The organism is Bacillus cereus group sp. BfR-BA-01331 (genome assembly GCF_022663915.1).
Taxonomy (GTDB): Bacteria; Bacillota; Bacilli; order Bacillales; family Bacillaceae_G; genus Bacillus_A; species Bacillus_A mycoides.
This window is the reverse complement of the sequence record NZ_JAKUGJ010000007.1, coordinates 60,638-84,341: the sequence shown is the minus strand read 5'-3', so window position 1 is coordinate 84,341 and position 23,704 is coordinate 60,638. Positions and strand designations below refer to the sequence as shown.

The following is a 23,704-nucleotide window of genomic DNA, read 5'->3' as shown; positions in this document are numbered from 1 at the left end:
TTATTTGATTTTTACAATTATCTTTCCTTTTGCTCTTCCAGACTCTGAATATTCCATTGCTTTTTGAGTATCTTCAAAAGGGAAAATGCGATCGATTATAGGTTTGATTTGTCCAGATTCAATATACTTTGCAATTATACGTAATTGATCTCCGCTTGGTTTCATAAACAAAAACGAATATTGAGCATTATGCTTTTTTTCAAGTGCAGTAAGTTTTTTGCTTGCTAATGAAAATAAGAGTGTTTTGAAAAATCCTGAACCAAATTCTTTACCGAAGCGAGCATTCGGCATTCCTGAAACGGAAACAATGTTCCCTTCGCTTTTTATAATATCGAATGATTTTTCAAGTGTTGTACCGCCAAGTGTATCAAATACCGCATCATAATTTTTCAGTATATCTTCAAACTTTTCTTTTTTGTAATTAATAATTTCATCTGCGCCAAGAGACTTTACTAAATTTTCACCAGCTTCACTAGCAGTTGTTGCAACAGTGGCGCCCATTATTTTTGCTAACTGAATTGCGAAAGTACCAACACCGCCGGATCCAGCGTGAATCAAAATCTTTTGTCCTTTTTGTAATTGCATGATGTCATGTAATGCTTGATATGATGTTAAGCCAACGAGAGGAATCGACGCCGCTTCCTCAAAAGTTAAATTTTTCGGTTTTAAGGCTATATCATCTTCATGAATGGCTATATATTCCGCAAAAGTACCGATCTTATCTTTTCTTGGACGTGCATATATTTCATCACCAACTTTAAATTGGGTCACCTTTGTTCCGACTTTTACAATGACACCAGAAAAGTCATTACCAAGAATAAGGGGCATTTTATATTTAAGTAACAACTTCACTTTTCCATCGCGTATTTTAAAATCAATTGGGTTAATGCTAGCTGCATGAATTTCTGCGAGCACCTCATACTCATTTATTTCAGGGGTGGGCATCTCAGTCATACGCATTGGAACTTTCCCGTACTTATCAATCACCATTGCTCTCATTTCTTATACCTCCAAAGTTCAATAAAAGTTTTGCAGTAGCTTCTCAATATCTAATACAAGGTTTTTTAATAATCCTAATTTTGTACGTATGTCAATATAATAAAAGTTCTTTGTACCTTCTTTACGCATTAAAATAATACCAGCTTCTCGTAAAATCTTAAGGTGATGTGATACTGCTGGTCGAGAAAGGTGTGTTTGTTTAGTGATTTCGCCAACACGTAATCCAGTTTGACATTCTGTTTTCATTAGAACTAACAAAATAGCTTGACGTGTTTCGTCACCAATTGCCACTAATACTTTTTGACAATTAATAAAATCTTCTTTAATAACATTTAATTGTTCTTGTTTATTCATTTCAATCACTATACCTCCAATAATTAGTCGAAAGGTTTAAGATGATGAACCATTACATCGATACGGTAATGCTACATGAATGTTGTATGAGCTGCAATATTGAGAAAGAAAATCGAGACGAATCCATTTTTACGTATTGAAAATTATGGAGTATTTATTATAAGGAATAGAAGGATATATATTTTTTTTCTATAGTAATTAATGAATTCAAAAGGTAGGAAATGATTTAACAATGCGTTGTCTGCCGAGGATAAAGGGTAGCCATTTAACAATAAAATAAGCGGTCGTAACCTTGTATAATTTACAAGGTTACGACCGCTTATAATGTTTTTATTATTTTTGATGTCAATATCAGAGAATAGTTCAAAGTAAAGCCTTCTTTTTTATCCTTTCATACACACACAAATTAAGTGACTTGTAGATGTATGAAAGGATAAAAGTAATTTGGGGCGTAATCTATCTATATGATAATTCAAAATGAAATATAAGTCTATATTTTTGTTGGTTTTTTGATTATATTTATGTCACTGAGCTCAGAAGAATATATGTGGAGGGAAAATGTATGGAATCGAAACATGTACCAGTTTTAATTGTTGGAGGGGGATTATCAGGATTATCGTCTGCATTATTCCTTGCGAAACATAACATTGATTATGTACTTATTGAAAGGCATCCGTCTACTGCGATTCATCCGAAAGCGGGTGGAATTACATTTCGCACAATGGAATTATTCCGAGAACTGGGTCTAGAAAAAGGAATTAGATTAGCTGGTAAAGCATTAGAGAATTGTCACGGGAGAATTGCAGTTCAAACAATAGCTGAGGTAAAGCATGAAGAGTTGGAACAAATAAGGGCGGCGCAGTATGAAAATAACGAAAATTTATTTCGTAAAGTGGAAGAGATTAGCCCATCAAAACAAACTGCTTGTTATCAAATTACTTTAGAAGAGATGATGTTACAATGCGCGAAAAAATTAGGCGGAGAGCTATCTTTTTATCATGAACTGGTTTCTTATGAACAAAATGAGAACGGAGTAATAGCAACGATTCGAAATCGTGACACGAAAGAAGAGAGCATGATTCATTGTGATTATGTAATTGCAGCAGATGGAGCGAAAAGTAAAATACGTGAACAGTTAGGTATTTTAACCGAGGGCCGTGGTACAATCGGTGGTTATTATATGAACATATATTTTGAAGCAGATTTAAGTGAATGTATTAAAGGAGACGCATTCGGTTTTACTATGATACGACATCCAGAAGTAATTGGCGCGCTTATTCCAGTCGATAACGAAAGTAAATGGATTTATCATGTAGCTTATGATCCAGTAAAAGGGGAGCGACCAGAAGATTTTTCTATAGAACGCTGTAAACAAATTATTCAAACTGCAATTGGAAGTATGGATATTAAGCCAGAAATAGTAAGTGTTTTACCGTGGGAAGCGAGTGAAAGTACAGCGGTAAAATTTCAGGACAATCGCATCTTTTTAGTTGGTGACTCAGCACATATTATGCCGCCAACAGGAGGATTCGGTTCAAATACAGGGATACAAGATGCACATAATTTAGCTTGGAAATTAGCGGCTGTTATAAAAGGGAAAGCAAATCCAAAATTGTTAGAAACGTATCATGACGAGAGATATCCTGTTGCGAAATTAACGACGGACCATGCGAGTAGTATATTATTTCGTGCAGCGAATAGAGAGGGAGGTAATTTGAATACTATGGATAGTTTAGCTGTCACTGCTGGTTATCAGTATTGCTCAGAAGCAATTATAGACGAATGTAACACACCGCATAGAATGAATATAGTTGATTTGAACGGACGCCCGGGAACGCGTGCGCCACATTTTTGGGGAACTTATGAAGGAAAAGAAGTTTCTATACTTGATCTATTTGGTAGCAACTTTGTGTTACTTACTGGAGCAGAGCCTAGTACTTGGACTGAAGCTGCAAATGTTGTTTCATCTGGATTAGGAGTAAAGATAAAAGTGTATCAGGTAGGTTTAACTGGTGATTTTATCGATCAAGGTAACTTTTTTAGAAAACTATACGGGATAGAAAATGGAGGAGCGGTAGTAATAAGACCAGATGGATTTATTGGATGGCGTACGGAAAATGAGGTAGTAAAGCCGGGTATATTACTTGAAGAGATAATGAATCGTTTATTATGTAATTAAATATAAAAACACCGCTTGTATTTCAAAAGCGGTGTTTTTATTGCTTACAACTTACAAAAATAAAATATTGTAAGTTGTAAGCAGATGTGCTAATCTTATAACCTACTTGAAAGATGAATTTTTTTGATTGCAACTTACAAATAATAAAAAATGTAAGTTGTTGAAATAACAGAAGATAATTTTATTATGTAAATAAAGTGGACGGTGAGAAAAATGACAGAAAAAGCATTAACGAGAAATGTTGTTTTGGATGCAGCGGAAAAGGAATTGATTAAATACGGATGGAGTAGGACGACTCTCGTTAGTATTGCGAAATCACTTGATGTTAGTCATGCAGCTTTATACTCTTATTTTCGTAGTAAGGCAGCACTTCGAGACGCTATTTTGGAAAGATGGTTATTAAAGTATTCGGATCAACTTGAGAAAATTAGTGGGAAAGACGGAGAAACAGCAGTAATTTTACAAGATTGGTTCTTATGTTTGTTCCAACTTAAACAGAAAGAGTTACTGGAAAATGAAGAGCTATTTACATTGAATAGTTCGTTAGTTCAGCAAAAGAATGCTGTTATCCAAAAACACGAAGAAAGATTAGTTAGGCAACTGGAGAAGGTTATAAATCAAGGGATAGAGCGTAACGAGATTGAAAAACAAGACAGTTTATTTTTAGCGCATACGATTTTTGGACTCCTATCACCGTTCTACCACCCTGCTTTTTCTGAGCGATGGAAAGAAGAGAAGATAAACGAAGAATTTCAAAAGTCATGGGAAATTGTTGCGCGTGGTATTTTTCAAAAGTAAAGAACTTCGTATCATATAAGGCTTTCAATCAGGAAACGTAATGAGAAGGGGAGATTATATGAGTCATTATAAAGAAGAACAACAACGTGTAAATGTAGTCATTGAAAAAGTAGACGAGGAACTGAATGAGCTGGACAGCCGAGTTGGTTCGGTGAAGTCTGAAATTGTAAATATAAGAAAAAACTTTTGGGAAGATGTAAAAGTAAATATAGATAATATTAAAGAGGCGGTTGAAACGGCGGCCAGTATTAGGCAAGAGGCCGAGATTCTTTCGGAAAGGGAGCATACCCATCGACATGCGAAAAATGAATATAATCTTTTAACGAAAATAAAAGATACACCGTACTTTGGAAGAATTGATTTTAATGAAGAACAAGAGGCGGATACTGATGAAATCTATATTGGTATCGGCTCTTTTTATGATAAAGAGACAGATGAATTTTTAGTATATGATTGGCGCGCACCTATTTCTAGTCTTTATTACGATTATTCTTTAGGAAGTGCAAAGTATATAGCGCCAATGGGGACAATATCAGGTGATTTACTTTTGAAACGTCAATATATTATCCGAAATGGTAACATTCAAAGTATGTTCGATACAGGTGTAACGATAGGAGATGAACTCCTTCAAGAAGCGCTAGGAAGAAATGCAAGTGAACAAATGAAAAGTATTGTAGTGACAATTCAAAAAGAACAGAACAAAATTATTCGAAACGATAAAAGTGATGTATTACTTGTGCAAGGGACGGCTGGAAGCGGGAAAACTTCAGCAGCTCTGCAACGGGTTGCGTATTTATTATATCGTTACCGTGGGACAGTAAACGCGGATCAAATTTTGCTATTTTCTCCGAATGATTTGTTCAATAGCTATATTGCTAATGTCTTACCAGAGCTTGGTGAGGAGAATATGCAACAAACAACTATCCAAGCATACATGGAACATATGATTGGAAAAAGTTTTACTGTAGAAGATCCTTTTTCGCAGTTAGAATACATGTTAACGAAAGAACAGGAAAACGTGTATGAAACAAGGAGAAAAGGGATTCAATATAAATCATCAATTGAATTTATGGGGCTGATTGAAAAGTATGCGAGAAACCTTGGTGAAAAAGGGATGCAATTTCATGATGTAACATTTAAAGGGGAAATAATCATACATGCAAATGCAATATATGACTATTTTTATTCCCTAAACACAGCCATTTCAATACCGAATCGAATGCAACTTGTAACGGAATGGATTAGTAAAAAATTAAATATCTTTGAAAAGAAAGAAGCGAAAAAAGAATGGGTAGAGCGGGAAATTCAATATTTAAATAAAGAAGATTATAATCGTTTGTATGAAAAGTTAGAGAAGGATAATCAATTTGATTATTACGAGAAAGAGCATGAAGTGTTAACGAAATATGTAGTGAGAAAGCATTTCCGTTCATTGCGAAGAAAGGTGAAATCTTTAGCTTTTGTAAATCATTCTGCAATATTTCAGCAGTTCTTTGGAACGATCCAGAAAGATGTTTTCGCACCGGATGGTTGGGAAGAAATATGTAAGCAAACAGTAAAGTGTTTAGAGGAAAAGCGATTAGCATATGAAGATGTAGCTCCATATTTATTTTTAAAAGAATTAATAGAAGGTTTTAAAACGAACCATCTTGTGAAATTTGTATTTGTTGATGAAGTACAAGATTATACACCATTTCAATTAGCGTTTATGAAACGACTGTTTCCGAAGGCAAAGTGGACGTTGCTCGGTGATGTAAATCAAAACATTTTCGCTCATGCTAGTAATAGAGGAACAAATATAATTTCAACGTTGTTTGCAAATAGCAAAGTAGAAACCATTCAGTTAAATCGTAGTTATCGCTCAGCAAAACCTATTATTGAACTTACAAAACATATCATTCCGAACGGGAAAGAAATCGAAGCTTTTAATCGGGATGGTAAGAAGCCGTTATGTATAAAAGTGAATGATGAACAAGAGCGTGTGGAAAGTATCATTGATAAAGCAAGAGATTTGCAAGAGAAAGGTCATAAATCAATTTCGCTCATTTGTAAAACAAATGAAGAATGTATGAAGGCTATGGAGTTAATAGGGGATAAATTAGACTACCATTTTGTGCAGAAAGAAAACACGACTTATGAGAATGGCGTTGTTATTATTCCTGCTTATTTAGCAAAAGGGATAGAGTTCGACGCTGTTATTGTATTTGATGCTTCAAGTGATATTTACAGTAAAGAATCTGAACGGAATTTATTTTATGTAGCATGTACACGAGCGATGCATGAGTTATATGTATATTATGCTGGAGAGATTACGGCAATTCTTTCGAAAGTACCGAAAGAATTATTTCAAAACGAAACGAGTAAAGGGAGAGATGCTTAATGGCTAATCAATTAAATGCTTTTCAAAACTGTAGTAAGGAAGTTTCAATGTTATTACCAATTCCGAAGTATGTAAAATTAGTGCATGAGCATGAAGAACTACGTGATGGTGTAAATGTTGAAATACAGCGTTATCAAGCAGAAGAACCACTGAATTATGGTGGCTCTCATATAACAACTATTACTTCTCAAAAGAGTAAGTATCTTTTAAGTTACACGAATATGATGCCAGTATACGCTAATAAACTACCTCATAAGGATGAGGCAGAGAAAATAGCGATGGATGTAATGGAAAAGGTTGATCGACAATATGCAAAGGGCCTAACTTTGCTTCGTATAGAAAAACAAACGAGACATTATGTTGACGGGGGACAAACTGTGGAGTTTCCTGTTCTATGGATAAAGATGATGCATAATAACGGAAGTTTTAACTGGGTGACAATTGGTGGTGACGGACAAATCATTGAATTTGAGCGAGAAGTGCGCTGGGATTATATGATGAGTCGTCGCCAAACAGAAATGTGGTATTACGATGATTGGGTATTGGCGCGCATCGGGAAAGGACCGCAATTATTGCCGCCAGCTGCGTTGGCTTAATATGTGTACAATGGTAGGCGTCTATGATAATATATCGCTAGTTATGCCTTATCTGTATAATAAAATGAACATAAAGGGCTGAGCGTTATGAGAAGAAAAGGTTATTTTATAGACAATGAGAGTAAAAAAATATTAAAAATGTAAATCTTTTATGAAGAAAATCTAAAGAAATGTCGTGAGAGTGACATTTCTTTTTTTATATGCTGTATAATCAATTTAGAAATGAGATTGGTTTTCATTAACGCTCATTTCCTCTTTTGAAATTACCTGTAATTTTAGCCATAATAAGCTGTTTTTCTTTTTCGTTACTTGCCCGATTTATTTTGTTTTAAAAATTTTCAGCATCATTTCCTTTTAAAATTATAATCTTTTTCCCTTAATATTCAATTAAAACTATATTGTTTTTTGTTACTCGATAATGAAACATCATATCATCTAAACGATTGAGCTTATCGGTCTTTTTCAAATTAACGCCTCCATTCTTGTTAATGTGTAACGAATGTTACATAAAAAATTAAAATTAAAGCTGGATGTATCCGATTGTAAGGTGGAAATTTTGTAAAAAAGAACTACAATAGAGAGTAGTTAAAATTTGAACGTTAGAAAAAGGAATCTAGTTTACTATGAGGAATAATAGAGTAGATAGATTATAAGATATTTAAAAATTAAAAGATATAGAATAGAATGGAAAAGTATAAAGTGAAACTAGATAAAAGAGGGTTCCCATATGTTTAAGAAATGGTTAATCGCTTTCTTTGTTTTTGCTATTTTTTGTGGGAGTGTCGCTGCACTCATACATGCAAATAAAGAAAAGAAATACAATTTGAAGGCATTTTCAAATTTTGAGGATAAAGTTGGAAATGTTCAATCGAAAGTTGATGCGAATCAGCAAAAACGTTATGATATTGCAGCAACGAAACTCGATCAATATTTAAAAGATAAAGGATTTAACGGAACGGTTCTCGTAACGGATAAAAATAATGTGGTTTTACGAAAAGGCTACGGGTATGCGAATATAAAAGATAAAGTTTTAACAACGCCAAGAACAAAATATCGCATCGGTTCCATAACGAAAACAGTAGTTGCAATATCTATATTACAGCTAAGAGAAAAAGGGAAATTGAATATTGAAGACAATGTAAATAAGTATATTCCATCGTTTCCAGCAGATAAAAACATTACGTTACGAAATTTATTAACACATACGTCCGGATTACCAGATCAGGGACAAGGTAGTGTTGATGCGGCATCACGTTTAAAGTTAGTAACGTGGATTGGAGCGCAAAAGTTGCAATTTCCTGCAGGGACAGGATGGAAATATACAGATTATAATTATATGGTACTTGCGTATATTGTAGAAAAGATATCGAATAAACCGCTTGCTGAATATGTGAAAGAAAACATTTTTACTCCTGTTGAAATGAATGAATCTGGTATGGGTGCAACTCTCCCTGAAGATATTTTCTTAGCAGAAGGTTACACGAAAAAAGATAATGAGTTAATAGCTGCACCACGCTTAAAAATGAACTGGCTGTATGGTTGTGGTGAAATGTATACGACCGTTGAAGATATGAAAAGATTAGATGAGGCTATTATGGATGGAAAGCTGATTTCTAAACAAAGCTTATCAGATATGTTTACAGTATCACCTGCGAGAAAATATGGATTTAGCTTCTATATTTACCCAGATTATTATCATAACCACGGTGTATTAGCTGGCTGGAACACTTTTAATAATTTTAACTGGGATAAAAGAACGTTTGTAATATTATTCTCTAACGTACAAAATGGTATGAATGATACATTTAATCAAGAGTTTAGGAAATTAGCGAATGATTTAATAGAAGGAAAATAATTATTTTAAAATCGGTATTGATATGTAATTATCAATACCGATTTTTTTATTTAATAATGTTTTATTTAGTGAACAAGCAGGTATGAGAGTGGATTAGTACTAGAATAAATTTATGAAGGAAGTCAAATGATATTAATGTTAAATATAGGGAATATACTTTGTGAATGTCATCTATTTGTATTGAAATTATGTGATTATCATGCGGAAGAATAATTGGTAAATTTTACATTGATGAAAAAGCTTGAGCTTCACACTATGTTAAGCCTTACAGTATTGTAGACATGAACAGGAGGTTGAAAAATGAAAAAAATAGTAAAGTTTTGTTTAATAGCTACATTATCTACAACGATTATTAGTGGATGTTCTTTTGAAGGGAATAATGAAAATGCCAAAGGGAAAGAGAAAGAGGATAAAAAAGTAGAGGTACAGAAAAACGCTGGAAAATATACGATGCCGGATGAAAAAGATAAACATGAAGGTACATGGCTACAATGGCCTCATGAATACACATATGGTCAAGAGTATAAACAAGAAGTTGAACCTATTTGGATTAAGATGGCAAGTGCTTTAACTGAGGGTGAAAAAGTCCACATTGTTGCATATGATGAGGAAGAGAAAGAGCGAATCAATAAGCTTTTAATAGATAAAGGGCTGAATATGGATAAAGTTGATTTCTTTATCGCTCCTACTGATGATGTGTGGGCAAGAGATAGTGGACCGATTTTTGTTTATGACAATAATAAAAATCTGAAAATATTAGATCCAGCATTTAATGGTTGGGGAAAGAAAACTCCATATAAAAATGATGCCTGTATACGTGAGAATGTTAGTAAACAATTAGGGATTGAAAGAATTGATTGGGGGAAATTTGTCCTTGAAGGTGGCGCAATTGAATTAGACAGCAATGGGACTGCTTTATTAACTCGAAGCGCAGTAACGAATAAAAATAGAAATCCTGATTTATCAGAAGCGGAAATTGAAAAATATATAAGTGACCTTGGGGTGACAAACTTTATTTGGTTAGATGGAGTGCCTAATTTAGATATTACTGATTTTCATATTGATGGATTTGCTAAATTCCATGATAAATCTACAATCGTAACGATGGCAGAAGATGACTTGGCTGAATGGGGCTTGTCAAACAAAGATATGGATAAATTGTTAGATGCAAAAAATGCTTCAGGACAGAAATATAAGTACGAATACTTACCGCTTAGTAAAGATAAAGTTACTTTAGAAGGTGGAAAAACTCTAGATTATAAGGGGTCGTATATCAATTATTATGTTGGGAATACAGTTATATTGGTGCCTAACTATAATGATCCAAATGACAAAATCGCAAACGATACGATTCAGAAATTATACCCGGATCGTAAAGTAGTGGGAATTGATGTGAGAGAGCTTTATAAAAATGGCGGAATGATCCATTGTGTGACACAGCAACAACCGATTCAATTGAAGTAATCGATTATAGTTTCGTTATGTTGCTTTATAGACAAAATAGGTGAAAAGCTATCTTTACTTATTTTGTCTTGTTTTAACATCTGTAACAAGAACGGAATGTATAATTTTAATGTAACGATAATTGAATGAAAGTATATTGTCATTATTGGTTTATATGGAAAAGGAGAAAAATGTTTGTGGTAAAGAATTTTAAAAAAGTATTTTCGTTTTTCCCTATCGTTCTACAGTACATTATAAATGTAGCTTTGATCTGTTTGGGAATTGTTTTAAGTGTGTTTCTTATGAAAGAAGTCATTCAATTTATACAAGAACTTAAATTAAATAGTGAGGAATCTAGTTATCATTTAATTGATAGCATTGTCGTATTTTTTTTATATTTTGAATTCATCGTAATGATTATAAAGTATTTTCAAATGAACTTTCATTTTCCATTACGTTATTTTATATATATAGGTATTACGGCTATTGTTCGTCTAATTATTATAGACCATGATAGTCCAATGGATTCATTGATATATGCTTGCGCGATTCTTGTATTAATTAGTGCTTTATTCATTGCAAATTCTAAAATAATGCGTCGTGATTTAGAAGAGTGAACGTTTGTTGTTTAAATCAAAAAAGATGTTTTATCTTTTGGTAAAAAGGAGTAACAGTATTGAAAGAAATAATCTTAACCAGTTTTATAATAATAGGGTTTATGATTCTACTATTTAATTGTATACTTTCATAATTTAAAAGAATAAAAGGTTAATAAGGAAAGAGGTTTTTGTAAATATGGTTCATTACAATAATCAAAATAATTTACATCAAATATTTACATTAAAGGGAACAGTTATAAGAGATATTTTCCCGCAAATTTTATTATATATATGTATTTCAACGATAGTAACTGTGATTAATTATTATTATGTAGAAATAAAAATTAATCAAACTCCTTGGGTAATTGTTGGAGGGGCTTTAGGTCTACTGTTAGTTTTTCGTACTAACACTGCCTATGATAGGTATTGGGAAGGTAGAAAGTTATTTGGCACGGTTGGTGCTTGTACTAGAAATTTGGCAGTTAGTTTTTTATGTTATTGGGAGTCTGAAGGGAAAAAGACGGATCAGGAAAAATTAAAATTTTTACATTTGTTAATTGCTTTTCCAAAGTTAGCGAAAGGACATTTGAGAGACGAAAAAGATTTATCCGAAATAAAAGCATTGTTTGATATTTGTTCTGAGAAGGAAAAAGAAATGTTGGCTGAGTCTATTCATTTACCGATTAGTATAGTTTTTATGTTAAAAACTATACTATCAAAAGGTTTGAAAACGGGTCAAATTCACCCAAATGCAATAATTAATATGGAAGCTGATTTGAATACTCTGCTTACGGCTGTGGGTGGATGTGATCGGATCAAAACAACGCCTATTCCTTTTGCATATTTTGCTCATATTAAAATTTTACTGCTCATATTTTGCGGGACTTTATCGATTGGTCTTGTTGATAGTCTTGGATGGTTTACAGTACTTGCAACTACGTTTATAAGTTTTGCATTTATAGGGATTGAAGCAATAGGAGTTGAAATTGAGGATCCATTTGGTCAAGATCCAAACGATCTGCCGCTAGAAGGGATTTGCATTGGTGTAGAAACGCATTTAGTGAATTTATATAATCAAAACGCTCTATTAGAAGTAATGGATTTGAATCTTGATAAAAAAATCATCTAATCCTTCATTGTGTACGGCGATTAAAATTTAAAAATCTTGTCAAGAGTCAGTTTATGGCTTAACGACGGCTTTATATTTTTTATATAAATATATAATATTTCTCCGTGCTATAATCCATTCATGAAATGTGCACGTTTCAAAAATTGTAATGAAAAGAGAAATGAATTGGGGAATAGTTAGCTTATTGAAAACAGTTATTCAATCATTATTAAAAAGCGAGGTAAGTAATATGGAACAAAAACATAGTGGCATTATTTTTACTGCAATACCAGATGAATCGAATGAATATTATCGACCATTTTATGAAGACATTATTTATTTTAATGAATACTTAAATGAAAATAAAGCATTTACCGATCAACTTATATCTTTATCTGTTGAAGAGCAAGACTTTCATACAAACTTTTTTGAGTATGATGATATTTGGCTAAGAGATGTTGCACCAGTTGTAACAAATCATCTAGTTAAATTCAAATATCAACCGAATTATTTACCGAAAGATCAAGGACGATATTTAGATCAACAATTTAATAAATGGTTGAAAAAGAACGACTTTGAATATGTGACATCTCCATTGATATTAGACGGTGGAAATCTTATTTGGAATAAAAAAGATACCGTTATATTAACGGAACGCATATTTGATGATAATTATGATTGGACGGAAGAAGAAATTATAGAGCAACTGGAATGCGATTTAGATGTGAGTCGGGTTATTATTATTCCTGCTGAAGAGGGAGATGTACTTGCACACGCAGACGGGATGGTTAAATTTATTGATGAACATACAATGTTTATTAGTGATTTTTTAGGGGATCATGAATTTAGATATAAGGTTCAAGAGATTATTCAAGAGCAAATGCCAGAGGCTGAATTTATAGTTGTTCCTTCGTCATATACAGAGAAGGGTCAATACGATGAAGAGATAGCGTCAGCAAAAGGTTTATATATAAATATGTTAGAAACATGTGATACGCTTTACGTTCCTAAGTTTGGATTAGCTAAAGATGAGGAAGTTTTACGATATATTCAACAGCATACTGAGAAACAAGTTATTCAAAGTCATGTAGGAGAAATATCGACAATGGGAGGCGCGATGAATTGTTTAACGTGGTATTGTCCTAGTCATTTGTTACCTTCAAAAATGAAAAGGCTGAACGATCAGAATGAAGGTTCTTCAATCAGAAAAATATTTGATTGGTTTTAATAAATAAGCTTATATATAAGAAAATGTATTCAAGGGGTATTTATATGTATACAATTACTGAGTTTTCGCGGATTTGTAAAATGAGTACACGGATGCTAAGGCATTATGACAAAGAGGATATATTAAAACCAGCATATGTGAACCCGGAAAATGGGTATAGATATTATGAGCAAGGGCAGCTTGAAATAGCGCTGAAAATTAAAAAGCTAAGGGAGTATAAGTTTCCTTTACCGAAAATTAAAATAATTCTTCAATCATCAGATCAAGATTCATTTATTAAACATATGCAATCACAAATTATAGAGTTGTCTCATGAGGTGAAACAAAATTTACAGGTTATTTCAGAAATGAATGAAATGGTAAATATGAATCATGCTTTAAATACTGCTTGTCATAGAAATTACGATATATTTATTGGAATGAGAAATGAAATAACAGTAATTGCTCAAAGACTGCAAATAAATATAGATGATATGGATGATTATTTTTATGACTTATATGAAAAAGTACAAAAGCATAACTTACAAATGGTCGGTTCGCCCTCTACGGTCTTTTATGATGAAGAGTATATTCCAAATGAAAGTGATGTTGAATTAAGGATTCCGGTCATGCATGGGAACAATAAAGATGTAGTACAAGAATATGAAATAAAAAAATTAAATCCACATCAAATCGTTACTACTATGCATTATGGAAGTTATGACTATATAGGCTACGCTTATATTGCGTTAGAAAAATGGATTGAAAGAAATGGTTATGTAATAGATGGTTCACCATATGAGGTCTACATAAAGGGACCTGAATGTGATTGTTTAGTAGAAGAGTATGTCACACAAATTTGTTTTTTAGTTATGAAAATAGACTGAGAATAAGGATTGACATTAACATTATGTCAATCCTTATTCTATTTATGTAAGTAATTCATCATAATAAAAAGGAGAAAGAATATGAAAAGAACAATCATGATTATTTGTCTGATTCTAAGTATGACATGGGTTTCAGCGTGTACTCCTGGAGTAGGAGAAGGTGAGAATGGTAGCTTCGTTCTACCAAATCAGTTGCCAAAAAATGTAGTGTTTAAAAATGGTACAATCTATACTTCAAATGACAAGCAAGACATTGTAGAGGCTGTAGCCGTTAAAGAAGGGAAAATTACATTTGTTGGTTCAAACAAAGATGTAGAAGGATTTATAAATGAAGATACGAAAGTGGTGGATTTACAAGGACGTTTTATTCTTCCTGGTTTTGTGGACAATCACAATCATATATTTGAGGCGAAATCACCAGCAGCAGGGAATTGTAGTGTCTCGCCAGATGCTGCGCTGCAAGAACAACGCTCGTATTTAAAGGCTTGTAAAAAAGATGTGAAAGATGGCGAATGGATAAGCGGAACAGGATTTAGTTTGGAAGAGCTGTTAAAAGATATGGACGAAAAATCTGAACAACAAACGCCATTACAAGTTCTTGATGAGTTATTTCCTAATAACCCTGTATTAATTATGGAAAGAACTTCTCATTCTGTATGGGTTAACTCAAAAGCATTGGAAGTAGCGGGAATAAATAAAGAGACGAAAGATCCGCAAGGCGGAAGAATCATCCGGGATCCAGAAACAGGAGAACCTTTCGGGCTTCTGTATGATACAGCAGGGGATATCGTGATGGAAAAAGCATGGAATTCCCAGCCCAATCTCTTTGAAAAAAATTATGAAGGTTTGTTAGACGGTTTAGATGAGGTTGCGAAGAATGGTATTACTACAGTCGGCGATGGACGTCTTTATTGGAAACGAGGCTGGTTAGATGTTTGGAATAAAGTTAATGATGAGAAAAAGTTAACGTCGCGAGTAGTACTTCGTCCGTGGGTATATCCGAACTTAAATGAAGCAGAGCAAATGGAGTATTTCAAAAAAATTAAGCGTGATGATGTATCATCTAGAATGCTTATTAATCAAGTGAAGATGTATAGTGATGGAATTAGCATTAACAGCACAGCTAAAATACTAGAAAAATATAAATTTGAGTGGTTTAAAGGAACACCGTACGGTTTGAACTATATTCCAGAAGAAAAAATGAAGTGGTGGTTGAGTGAACTCAATAAAATTGGTTACGGTGCACTCATCCACACAATTGGAGATGGCGGAGTAAGAGAAAGTTTAAATGCAATTGAAGCTGCGAAAAAAGAAGGTGCAAATCAGCCTTATACGCTCACACATGTTGAGATGGTAGAAGATAGTGATATAAATCGTTTTGCTAAGTTAGGTATTAGCGCTGATTTTCAAGTAGGTCATGATTTTGCAGAAGATCCTAAACAAAGCTGGGCAAGTGCGTATTTTACAAATCAACAGATGAAACGAATTATGCCGTTAGGACGCATTTGGAAAACAGGAGCAAATGTATCGCTTAGTAGTGATTGGGACGTAAACGAACTGAATCCACTTGTGACAATTTCGAATGCGTTAAGTATTGAAGAGAAAGGCTTATCTGATATATATGCAGCTATTGATGCTTATACAATTAAGCCCGCCAAAGCATTAGGCCTTGATAATATTACTGGTTCAATTGAAGTAGGTAAATCAGCCGATATGGTATTGCTAAATGAAGATATTACTAAAATGAGTGTCGATAAGATTCCGAATGCGAAAGTTTTAGTGACGGTTTTACAAGGAGAAGTAGTGTATCACAAGGGAAAATAAAGAATCAGTTTATGAAGTAGTTAATATATTTCTGTTGACCTTAGCACGATGTCAAAGTTTAGACTGAATTTACATTCGAAGAAGGGGTGAACATGTATGAGAAATATGGAAAATAGTTTGTTTTATATGCCAGCTGAGTGGGAAAAGCATGAGGGGACATGGCTCCAGTGGCCTCATGATAAAGCTCATAGAGGTGAAGGTTACAGAGCTAAGTTAGATGATATTTGGGTAACGATGGCAAAGGAGCTTCATTACGGAGAAATTGTGCATATTGTTGTATATGATGAAGAAGAAAAAGTACATGTCCAATCGAAGTTAATGGAAGCGAAAGTGGATATGGATAAAATTGATTTCTTAGTTCAAGAGACGGATGATGTATGGATAAGAGATAACGGACCGATCTTTGTAAAAGATAAGGAAGGCAAGCTCTGCTTAACACACTGGATTTTTAATGGGTGGGGTGAGAAATATCCGTATGAAAATGATGCGGGTATTCCGGCGGAAATAAGTGAAATGTATAACATTCCAAAAGTTAATTCTAGTGTCTGTCTAGAAGGTGGAGGAATAGAGATAAACGGAAATGGAACCTTAATGGCGGCAAAAACTTCTATTATAAATGAAAATCGAAATCCTACACTAAGTCAGGAAGAGATTGAAATAGAGTTAACGAAGCATTTGGGGGTCACGAATTTTATATGGATAACGGGCATTCGCGGTGAGGATAATTATGATGAAGATACGGATTACCATATTGATGGGGCAGCACGTTTTGTAAATGAAAATACAATTCTTTATGAATATGATCCTTTTGGGGAGAGTGAATCCTACCTTTTGGAGGCGTACGAAAAGCATTATCAAGAATTGAGACAAGCGAGAAATATAGATGAAAATCCATTTCAGCTCATCCCAGTACCGGTAACAAGAAAAGTGGTAAAAGAAGCAGACTGTAAGGGCTCGTATTTGAACTTTTATATTGGAAATGAAGTTGTATTAGTTCCTATATATGGTGATGAACATGATAAGTTAGGACTTCAAATCATTGAAGGGCAGTTTCCAGGAAGAAGAATTGTCGGTGTTTATGTAAATGAACTGTATGCGTATGGTGGTATGATTCACTGTGTGACACAGCAACATTTAGCATAAAGTAACCGAAATGAAAAAAGCATGCAGAGTATATACTCTGCATGCTTTTTATAATGCTGAAAACTCTTCAACAAGTGAGCTAAAACGATTTAGTGCATTTTCAATCGGTTCTGGCGTAGTTAAATCAACACCAGCTTTTTTCAGTAAGTTTAATGGATAGTCAGAACTTCCGCCTTTAAGGAATTCAATATAGTTTTTCTGAGCATTTGGATCGCCGCTCAATAACTTATCAGCAATTTGGATTGCAGAAGCGAATCCAGTTGCATATTTGTACACGTAAAATGGACGATAGAAATGCGGTATTCTAGCCCAGCCGTATTTTACTTCTTCGTCAAATACGAGAGAGTCGCCATTATACTCTCTAAACAAGTTTTCATAAACTTCGCTAAAGACTTGGGCATTTAATGGTTTACCTTGTTCGGCCATTTCATGTGTAATTTTTTCAAATTCTGCAAACATGATTTGTGTAAAGAAAGTACCTTTAAAGCTATCGATAAAGTAGTTAATTAAATGATTACGTACGTTCGTTTCTTTTGCTTCTTTTAATAAATAATGAATTAATAACACTTCATTTACTGTAGAAGCGACTTCTGCAACAAAAATGGAATAGTGTGCAGAAATTCTTGGCTGGTATCCGTGTGAGTAATGCGTATGCATACCGTGCCCGCATTCATGAGTAAGGGTGAAAAGGCTATTTAAATCATCATGATGATTTAAAAGAATGAAAGGATGAACACCGTATACACCAAAGTTATAAGCGCCAGAACGTTTTCCTGGTGTTTCTCTCACGTCTATATAGCGTTTATCTTTAAAGTTTTTTAATGTTTCGATATATTCTTTACCTAAAGGAGCTAGTGACGCGATCATTATATCAAACGCTTCGTCGTATGGAATGTCTTGTTTTACACCTTTTACTAAATCAACACTCAAGTCGTATTGTCGTAGTTCATCTACATTTAATTTTTCTTTTCTAAGTTCATTATACGTATGTAATGATTGAATGTTTTTTTTCGTTGTCTCAATTAAATTTTCATATACTTCTTTCGGAACCATGTCGCCAAATAATGATTTTTCTAAAGCTGATGGATATTTTCGTAGCTTTGAGACAGTAACATTGTTTTTAATAGCTGCGGACAAAGTAGAAGCGATAGAGTTTTTTAACTGAACATATGGCTTGTAATAAGCTTTATAGGCTTCTTCACGTTTCTCACGATTCTCATCTTCTATTAGCTTTGCATACATTCCACGTGTTAAGTTTACTTTTTCTCCATCATCAGTAGTCACTTCACCAAAAATTATATCTGCATTATTTAACATGCCAAATGTATGCTGCGGGGAGGAGAGTGCTTCACCCATTTGTGATAAAATCTCTTCTTGGTCTTTATTCAAAACGTGTTTTTTATAACGGTATAGCTCAAATAAGTCTTCTTTATAATAGTGTAAGCCTTCTGTTTCTTCTATGTAAGAATGTAATGTGTTTTCATCTACACTAAGTAAGAATGGGGAAAAGAAAGATTTAGCCGCACTTACTTTCACGTGTAATTGTGATACTTTATCGACAAGGGATTGAGCGTCAGTATCGCGTGTATCAAGATCAGATTGTAATCGTGCATAAGCGAACATTAAAGATATTATGCTAGATATTTCTTCACTCTTTGTTAAATAAGCTAATAAACTATTGCCATCGTGAATATTTCCATTAAACTTGTGTAATTCATTCGTTAATACTTCAATTTTATGAAAATCGCTTTCCCAATCTTCAATTGTATGATAAATATCCGTTAAATCCCATTTTTCTTTATCAGCTACTTGTAGTCGATCTTTAAGTTCAGTCATAATCATTTCCTTTCTAAATATGTAGTTATATTCCTATATAACTATGAAATACAACAAATTGCAAAAAATCCCTGCTGGAAAATGAAAAGCCTTGCCGGAAATGGCGAGGCTTTAAAAGTTATAATGTAATGCCGAACGTTGAATGAAGGAGGTTTGTATATTGCTCTTTTGTAATTGTTTCTTTTGTTTTATTTCTATTTTTCGTTACTGTAAGGCTATCTTTTGTTAATGATGCGTGCCCGTCATGAGTAAGTTTTACAACAAGAGGTACTTTGTTAAATGGTGAACCTTCATGTTCAACAATAATTTTTTGTGCTGCATTTGCTTTCGTTTCATCCACTTCTTCCAAGTAAAATGCATAACCTACTGTCCAATCATCAGTAGAAGATTGATCTAGAAACTCATTGCTTTTACGCATTTCTAAAATATAATTACCTTTTTCAGTCGTTTCTTTACGAATACGATAGTCGCCTGTTACAGAATGAACGATCTCACCTGAGAAAGGAACAGGGGAAAGGGGTAAATATGATCCGAAACCTACTTCAATTAAGTAAAGTTCATTATGATGTTGTAAAACAGTTGCGATATGCCCTGAATCTACAGCCCATATAGAATTTGCAGCGTTATAAACTGTTCCTGAAACGAGATGGACATCGAATTTAGAGTCCTTAAGGAAGTAATACATAGCCGGATTCAATTCATAACAAAGGCCGCCACGGTTGTTTATTAAAATTTTTTCTTTTAGATTTTCTTTTGATATTTCTTTAAAGTTGTTTTCGAGAATATTTAAGTTTTCAAAAGGGACAGTTTGTGCCATTGCGTACATAATGTTAGGTAAATCTTCAAATGAAACTTTGTGTTTTTCTTCTATATTTAATCTTGCGAAAAATTGTTTTTGAAAGTCGGTCATAGAAATCCCTCCGTTATGCTTTTATAGATAAATTGTAAACAATTTTGAATCCGATGTGAATTTTAAACTATATGGGGTACTTGTGGAATAGTTGAATTCATATTTTGAAAAATAATGTGAGAGATTAAAAGATTGTTACTTTACTAACTGTAGAACGAATATTATAATAACTTTAATAAATTATGCAAACGTTTTCTTGAAAGGGCTGGTGTAAATATGTTGAAAAGAATTATGGTATTCTGTTTATTGTTTATTTTGCTTTTACCTAATGTATATGTGATGAATAAGGCAGAAGCAGCAACGATAAACAATGGAACATTAATGCAGTATTTTGAGTGGTACGCTCCGAATGATGGGAATCATTGGAATCGTTTGCGTTCCGATGCTGAAAGTTTAGCTCATAAAGGAATCACATCTGTATGGATACCACCTGCATATAAAGGGACTTCGCAAAATGATGTAGGGTATGGGGCCTATGATTTATATGATTTAGGGGAGTTCAATCAAAAAGGAACGGTGCGGACGAAATATGGGACAAAAGCACAGTTGAAATCTGCAATTGACGCTTTACATAAGCAAAACATCGACGTATACGGTGATGTAGTTATGAATCATAAAGGTGGGGCTGATTATACTGAAACCGTAACAGCTGTTGAGGTAGACCGTAACAATCGAAATATTGAAGTATCAGGTGATTATCAAATTAGTGCATGGACGGGGTTTAATTTTCCAGGGCGCGGAGATGCTTATTCTAATTTCAAATGGAAATGGTATCATTTTGACGGAACGGATTGGGATGAAGGAAGGAAATTAAATCGAATTTATAAATTTAGGGGTATAGGTAAAGCGTGGGACTCGGAAGTGTCTAGCGAGAATGGGAATTATGATTATTTGATGTATGCAGATCTTGATTTTGATCATCCTGATGTTGCGAATGAGATGAAAAATTGGGGAACATGGTATGCGAATGAATTAAATTTAGATGGCTTTCGTTTGGACGCTGTTAAACATATTGATCATGAATATTTACGCGATTGGGTAAATCATGCCAGACAGCAAACGGGGAAAGAAATGTTTACAGTAGCTGAATATTGGCAAAATGATGTTCAGGCTTTAAACAATTATTTAGCGAAAGTCAATTATAATCAATCTGTGTTTGATGCACCGCTTCATTACAATTTTCATTATGCTTCAACAGGAAATGGGAATTATGATATGAGAAATATTTTAAATGGAACAGTAATGAAAAATCACCCTGCACTCGCAGTTACTCTCGTTGAGAATCATGATTCTCAGCCTGGGCAGTCATTGGAATCTGTAGTAAGTCCGTGGTTTAAACCGTTGGCATATGCATTTATTTTAACACGTGCAGAGGGCTATCCTTCAGTTTTTTATGGTGATTACTATGGGACAAGCGGAAAGAGTAGTTATGAAATTCCAGCGTTAAAAGATACAATTGATCCGATTTTGACGGCACGAAAAAACTTTGCATATGGTACGCAGCGTGATTATTTAGATCATCCAGATGTGATTGGCTGGACAAGAGAAGGCGATGGTGTACATGCTAATTCTGGTTTAGCGACATTACTCTCGGACGGACCAGGAGGATCAAAGTGGATGGATGTTGGAAAGAATAACGCTGGGGAAGTATGGTACGATATTACGGGTAATCAAACAAATACTGTAACAATTAATAAGGACGGATGGGGGCAGTTCTATGTAAGTGGAGGATCAGTTTCCATATATGTTCAGCAGTGAATTGGTAATAGAAAAGAAGAGGTAGACTGAAATATAAGTCTTACTCTTCTTTTTATATTGTTATCATACCTAAATCTTTATTTTAATAAATGCACTAGTCGACTTTTGAAACAACAAGAGATGTGTTGGAATAAATAATGTCACCGATCGCTTCTCTTATTCGTACTCGAAGAACATCTCCTTAGCTTAAAGGTAATAGGTCAGTTCTGGCGAATGTAGCTCTTACCCCAGAACCACCACCAACTCGTGTAATTCTTTCGTTAATACTTCAATTTTATGAAAAATGCTTTTTAATCTTCAATTATATGGTAAATGTCCATTAAATCCTATTTTTCTTTATCAGCTACTTGTAGTCGATCATTAAATTCAATCATAATCATTTCCTTTCTAAATATGAGTTATATTCCTATATAGCTATGAAATACAACAAATTGCAAAAAATCCCTGATGGAAATTAAAAAGCCTCGACTGAAATAGCAAGGCTTTAAAAATTATAATGTACTACCGAACGTTAAATATAAAAGATTTATATATTGTTTTTCGTAATAATAAAAATCGTACTGTGATTGCTATAGAACTAAATATTAGTATGCTTTTAACGTGATTTTAATAGATGTTTTATATTTGCTTTACGATAAAATGTTTATAGTGTAAAATTACACTATAAGTGTAAAATGAAAAGAAATGGGTGTTTTTACACTTGTGGTTATTAGGGCTTTCTAAAGCAAGATGATGAGTTTTTATTATTCATGTCAGAGAAGGCAAAGTGGTGTAGCAATTATTAGAAGAAGTTTTTTATATACATTGTAATTTCAAATCTATAAGGGCATTTCTGTATAGGCAGTAGTAGCGAAAGGAGAGGAAATATGAAAAAAAGAAAAATGAAATATAGCATAGTATTTAGTTTATTACTATTAACATCATGTTATATAACGGATGAAGAACTTGAACAAAAAGCACAAAGTTATACAAAATCGGAGTATGGTATTTCTGTTAAACTAAACCAAGTTGAAACACTGGATAACGGAAAGGATTTCCTTGGTCCAAAGTGGCGGATAGTTTCTGTACAGCAAGTCGATGAACCGTATTTGCAATTTCAACTTTCTTTCGAGGGACAAATCTCTCCAAAAGTAAATAATGATAACTATAAAATAAAAAAAGAAGCGAATGATTTACAAGAAAGATTCAATACATATTATGAAAAAAAAGAGAATAATACTATCCTTATTTTCGCTCAAATACAGGCGGGGGATACTGTTTTCGATAAGAATGCCGAGAAAGAAATAGCGAAGAAAAATTTGAAGCAGTATTATACGGCAGTTTTTAGAAGTAATACTGTTTTAGATGTAAACAATCCTGTACATATGGAAACATTAGCGGAGGCTGCAAGAAGTATTAAGGAATTTAATAAAACGATTGAAAATAGTAAGAGTAGTGTGGAAGATATAACGATTAAGCTGCCAGACGTTAATAAGGATGTATTAAAAAATATTGCAGTAGATTATATATTAACGGCTGAAGATGTGAAAAAGACCCTTGAGAAAAAGGTTGATTATATGAAAGCTTTACAATCTGTAAGGGAATAGTCTGACACCTTTACTTCTCACAAAACATATAGTATGATGATTTCAGTAAATTAGATTTCAATGACTATAATATAAATTAATGAGAGGTGCTTTTTGTGAGTGCGGTAGGTACTAAATAGGAAAAATTTAATGAAATAAATCGGATAAGACCAGGGGATTTTTATGTATAGCATCCCCCTAATTTTGTCATGGATTTATTTCGATACCTATGAAGATACCTACAATACTTTATAAAGCGTGTA

Annotated in this window: 18 protein-coding genes and 2 pseudogenes; 14 read left to right on the top strand and 6 right to left on the bottom strand. The window is 33.6% G+C overall.

The window, feature by feature from the left end; translation table 11 throughout:
* Entirely contained in the window at positions 1–999 is a 999-nt protein-coding gene (locus tag MR155_RS14920; RefSeq protein WP_002190327.1) for an NADP-dependent oxidoreductase, read from the bottom strand.
* 18 nt (positions 1,000–1,017) lie between these two features.
* Positions 1,018–1,362, bottom strand: coding sequence for an ArsR/SmtB family transcription factor (locus MR155_RS14915; RefSeq protein WP_002033417.1), 345 nt, complete (start codon positions 1,360–1,362; stop codon positions 1,018–1,020).
* A gap of 553 nt (positions 1,363–1,915) precedes the next feature.
* Between MR155_RS14915 and MR155_RS14910 the strand changes: the two genes are divergently transcribed.
* The 4 genes from MR155_RS14910 to MR155_RS14895 all read left to right on the top strand — a co-directional run bounded on the left by MR155_RS14910 (position 1,916) and on the right by MR155_RS14895 (position 7,306).
* A complete protein-coding gene (locus MR155_RS14910; protein WP_242310382.1) occupies positions 1,916–3,532 on the top strand; it encodes an FAD-dependent oxidoreductase in 1,617 nt (538 codons plus the stop codon).
* 213 nt (positions 3,533–3,745) lie between these two features.
* A complete protein-coding gene (locus MR155_RS14905) occupies positions 3,746–4,330 on the top strand; it encodes a TetR/AcrR family transcriptional regulator (RefSeq protein WP_242310380.1) in 585 nt (194 codons plus the stop codon).
* A 58-nt stretch (positions 4,331–4,388) separates the two neighbouring features.
* A complete protein-coding gene (gene helD, locus MR155_RS14900; protein ID WP_242310378.1) occupies positions 4,389–6,710 on the top strand; it encodes an RNA polymerase recycling motor HelD in 2,322 nt (773 codons plus the stop codon).
* Positions 6,710–7,306, top strand: a complete 597-nt coding sequence (locus tag MR155_RS14895; RefSeq protein ID WP_242310376.1) for a hypothetical protein — start codon at positions 6,710–6,712, stop codon at positions 7,304–7,306. The genes helD and MR155_RS14895 overlap by 1 nt, the downstream gene beginning before the upstream one ends.
* Before the next feature lie 238 nt (positions 7,307–7,544).
* On the opposite strand, the pseudogene MR155_RS14890 reads toward MR155_RS14895, so the two are convergent.
* A pseudogene (locus tag MR155_RS14890) lies at positions 7,545–7,772 on the bottom strand (hypothetical protein).
* Positions 7,773–8,033: 261 nt separating this feature from the next.
* Here MR155_RS14890 and MR155_RS14885 point away from each other — a divergent pair.
* From MR155_RS14885 to MR155_RS14850, 8 genes are all read left to right on the top strand, one after another.
* Positions 8,034–9,161, top strand: coding sequence for a serine hydrolase domain-containing protein (locus MR155_RS14885; RefSeq protein ID WP_242310374.1), 1,128 nt, complete (start codon positions 8,034–8,036; stop codon positions 9,159–9,161).
* Between the two features lie 300 nt (positions 9,162–9,461).
* Positions 9,462–10,625: an agmatine deiminase family protein gene (locus MR155_RS14880; RefSeq protein WP_242310372.1), complete on the top strand. Its 1,164-nt coding sequence runs from the start codon at positions 9,462–9,464 to the stop codon at positions 10,623–10,625.
* Positions 10,626–10,801: 176 nt separating this feature from the next.
* Positions 10,802–11,221 carry a phosphate-starvation-inducible protein PsiE gene (psiE, locus tag MR155_RS14875; RefSeq protein ID WP_002167875.1) on the top strand — a complete coding sequence of 140 codons (420 nt, stop codon included), beginning with the start codon at positions 10,802–10,804 and terminating at the stop codon, positions 11,219–11,221.
* A gap of 178 nt (positions 11,222–11,399) precedes the next feature.
* Positions 11,400–12,332: a bestrophin family protein gene (locus MR155_RS14870; protein ID WP_242310370.1), complete on the top strand. Its 933-nt coding sequence runs from the start codon at positions 11,400–11,402 to the stop codon at positions 12,330–12,332.
* 229 nt (positions 12,333–12,561) lie between these two features.
* Positions 12,562–13,539 carry an agmatine deiminase family protein gene (locus tag MR155_RS14865; RefSeq protein WP_242310510.1) on the top strand — a complete coding sequence of 326 codons (978 nt, stop codon included), beginning with the start codon at positions 12,562–12,564 and terminating at the stop codon, positions 13,537–13,539.
* 44 nt (positions 13,540–13,583) lie between these two features.
* Complete coding sequence (locus MR155_RS14860) at positions 13,584–14,405, top strand: MerR family transcriptional regulator (protein WP_088039906.1); 822 nt, start codon at positions 13,584–13,586, stop codon at positions 14,403–14,405.
* Between the two features lie 81 nt (positions 14,406–14,486).
* Entirely contained in the window at positions 14,487–16,229 is a 1,743-nt protein-coding gene (locus MR155_RS14855) for an amidohydrolase (RefSeq protein WP_002137604.1), read from the top strand.
* A gap of 96 nt (positions 16,230–16,325) precedes the next feature.
* A complete protein-coding gene (locus MR155_RS14850; RefSeq protein WP_002137603.1) occupies positions 16,326–17,372 on the top strand; it encodes an agmatine deiminase family protein in 1,047 nt (348 codons plus the stop codon).
* Between the two features lie 48 nt (positions 17,373–17,420).
* Here MR155_RS14850 and pepF read toward each other — a convergent pair whose 3' ends face one another.
* Both pepF and MR155_RS14840 read right to left on the bottom strand, forming a co-directional pair.
* Positions 17,421–19,208, bottom strand: coding sequence for an oligoendopeptidase F (gene pepF, locus MR155_RS14845; protein ID WP_002137602.1), 1,788 nt, complete (start codon positions 19,206–19,208; stop codon positions 17,421–17,423).
* A 118-nt stretch (positions 19,209–19,326) separates the two neighbouring features.
* Positions 19,327–20,118 (bottom strand): arylamine N-acetyltransferase family protein, encoded by a 792-nt coding sequence (locus MR155_RS14840; protein ID WP_002033438.1) that lies wholly within the window; start codon positions 20,116–20,118, stop codon positions 19,327–19,329.
* Between the two features lie 216 nt (positions 20,119–20,334).
* Between MR155_RS14840 and amyS the strand changes: the two genes are divergently transcribed.
* A complete protein-coding gene (gene amyS / locus MR155_RS14835; protein ID WP_242310368.1) occupies positions 20,335–21,876 on the top strand; it encodes an alpha-amylase in 1,542 nt (513 codons plus the stop codon).
* A gap of 94 nt (positions 21,877–21,970) precedes the next feature.
* Here the strand turns inward: amyS and MR155_RS31800 are convergent.
* A pseudogene (locus MR155_RS31800) lies at positions 21,971–22,126 on the bottom strand (exosporium leader peptide); the annotation flags it as partial.
* 616 nt (positions 22,127–22,742) lie between these two features.
* Between MR155_RS31800 and MR155_RS14830 the strand changes: the two are divergent.
* The gene (locus MR155_RS14830; RefSeq protein WP_242310367.1) at positions 22,743–23,462 is read left to right on the top strand and encodes a hypothetical protein; all 720 of its coding nucleotides are present in this window, start codon (positions 22,743–22,745) and stop codon (positions 23,460–23,462) included.
* Positions 23,463–23,704 lie beyond the last annotated feature (242 nt).

What these genes read in the sequence shown, in the direction of transcription:
- MR155_RS14850 (WP_002137603.1), top strand. Translation starts at nt 16,326, where the DNA reads ATGAGAAATATGGAAAATAGTTTGTTTTATATGCCAGCTGAGTGGGAA.
- amyS (WP_242310368.1), top strand. Translation starts at nt 20,335, where the DNA reads ATGTTGAAAAGAATTATGGTATTCTGTTTATTGTTTATTTTGCTTTTA.
- MR155_RS14870 (WP_242310370.1), top strand. Translation starts at nt 11,400, where the DNA reads ATGGTTCATTACAATAATCAAAATAATTTACATCAAATATTTACATTA.
- MR155_RS14865 (WP_242310510.1), top strand. Translation starts at nt 12,562, where the DNA reads ATGGAACAAAAACATAGTGGCATTATTTTTACTGCAATACCAGATGAA.
- MR155_RS14910 (WP_242310382.1), top strand. Translation starts at nt 1,916, where the DNA reads ATGGAATCGAAACATGTACCAGTTTTAATTGTTGGAGGGGGATTATCA.
- MR155_RS14860 (WP_088039906.1), top strand. Translation starts at nt 13,584, where the DNA reads ATGTATACAATTACTGAGTTTTCGCGGATTTGTAAAATGAGTACACGG.
- MR155_RS14905 (WP_242310380.1), top strand. Translation starts at nt 3,746, where the DNA reads ATGACAGAAAAAGCATTAACGAGAAATGTTGTTTTGGATGCAGCGGAA.
- MR155_RS14885 (WP_242310374.1), top strand. Translation starts at nt 8,034, where the DNA reads ATGTTTAAGAAATGGTTAATCGCTTTCTTTGTTTTTGCTATTTTTTGT.
- MR155_RS14840 (WP_002033438.1), bottom strand. Translation starts at nt 20,118, where the DNA reads ATGACCGACTTTCAAAAACAATTTTTCGCAAGATTAAATATAGAAGAA.
- MR155_RS14880 (WP_242310372.1), top strand. Translation starts at nt 9,462, where the DNA reads ATGAAAAAAATAGTAAAGTTTTGTTTAATAGCTACATTATCTACAACG.
- pepF (WP_002137602.1), bottom strand. Translation starts at nt 19,208, where the DNA reads ATGACTGAACTTAAAGATCGACTACAAGTAGCTGATAAAGAAAAATGG.
- MR155_RS14895 (WP_242310376.1), top strand. Translation starts at nt 6,710, where the DNA reads ATGGCTAATCAATTAAATGCTTTTCAAAACTGTAGTAAGGAAGTTTCA.
- MR155_RS14855 (WP_002137604.1), top strand. Translation starts at nt 14,487, where the DNA reads ATGAAAAGAACAATCATGATTATTTGTCTGATTCTAAGTATGACATGG.
- MR155_RS14830 (WP_242310367.1), top strand. Translation starts at nt 22,743, where the DNA reads ATGAAAAAAAGAAAAATGAAATATAGCATAGTATTTAGTTTATTACTA.
- helD (WP_242310378.1), top strand. Translation starts at nt 4,389, where the DNA reads ATGAGTCATTATAAAGAAGAACAACAACGTGTAAATGTAGTCATTGAA.
- MR155_RS14920 (WP_002190327.1), bottom strand. Translation starts at nt 999, where the DNA reads ATGAGAGCAATGGTGATTGATAAGTACGGGAAAGTTCCAATGCGTATG.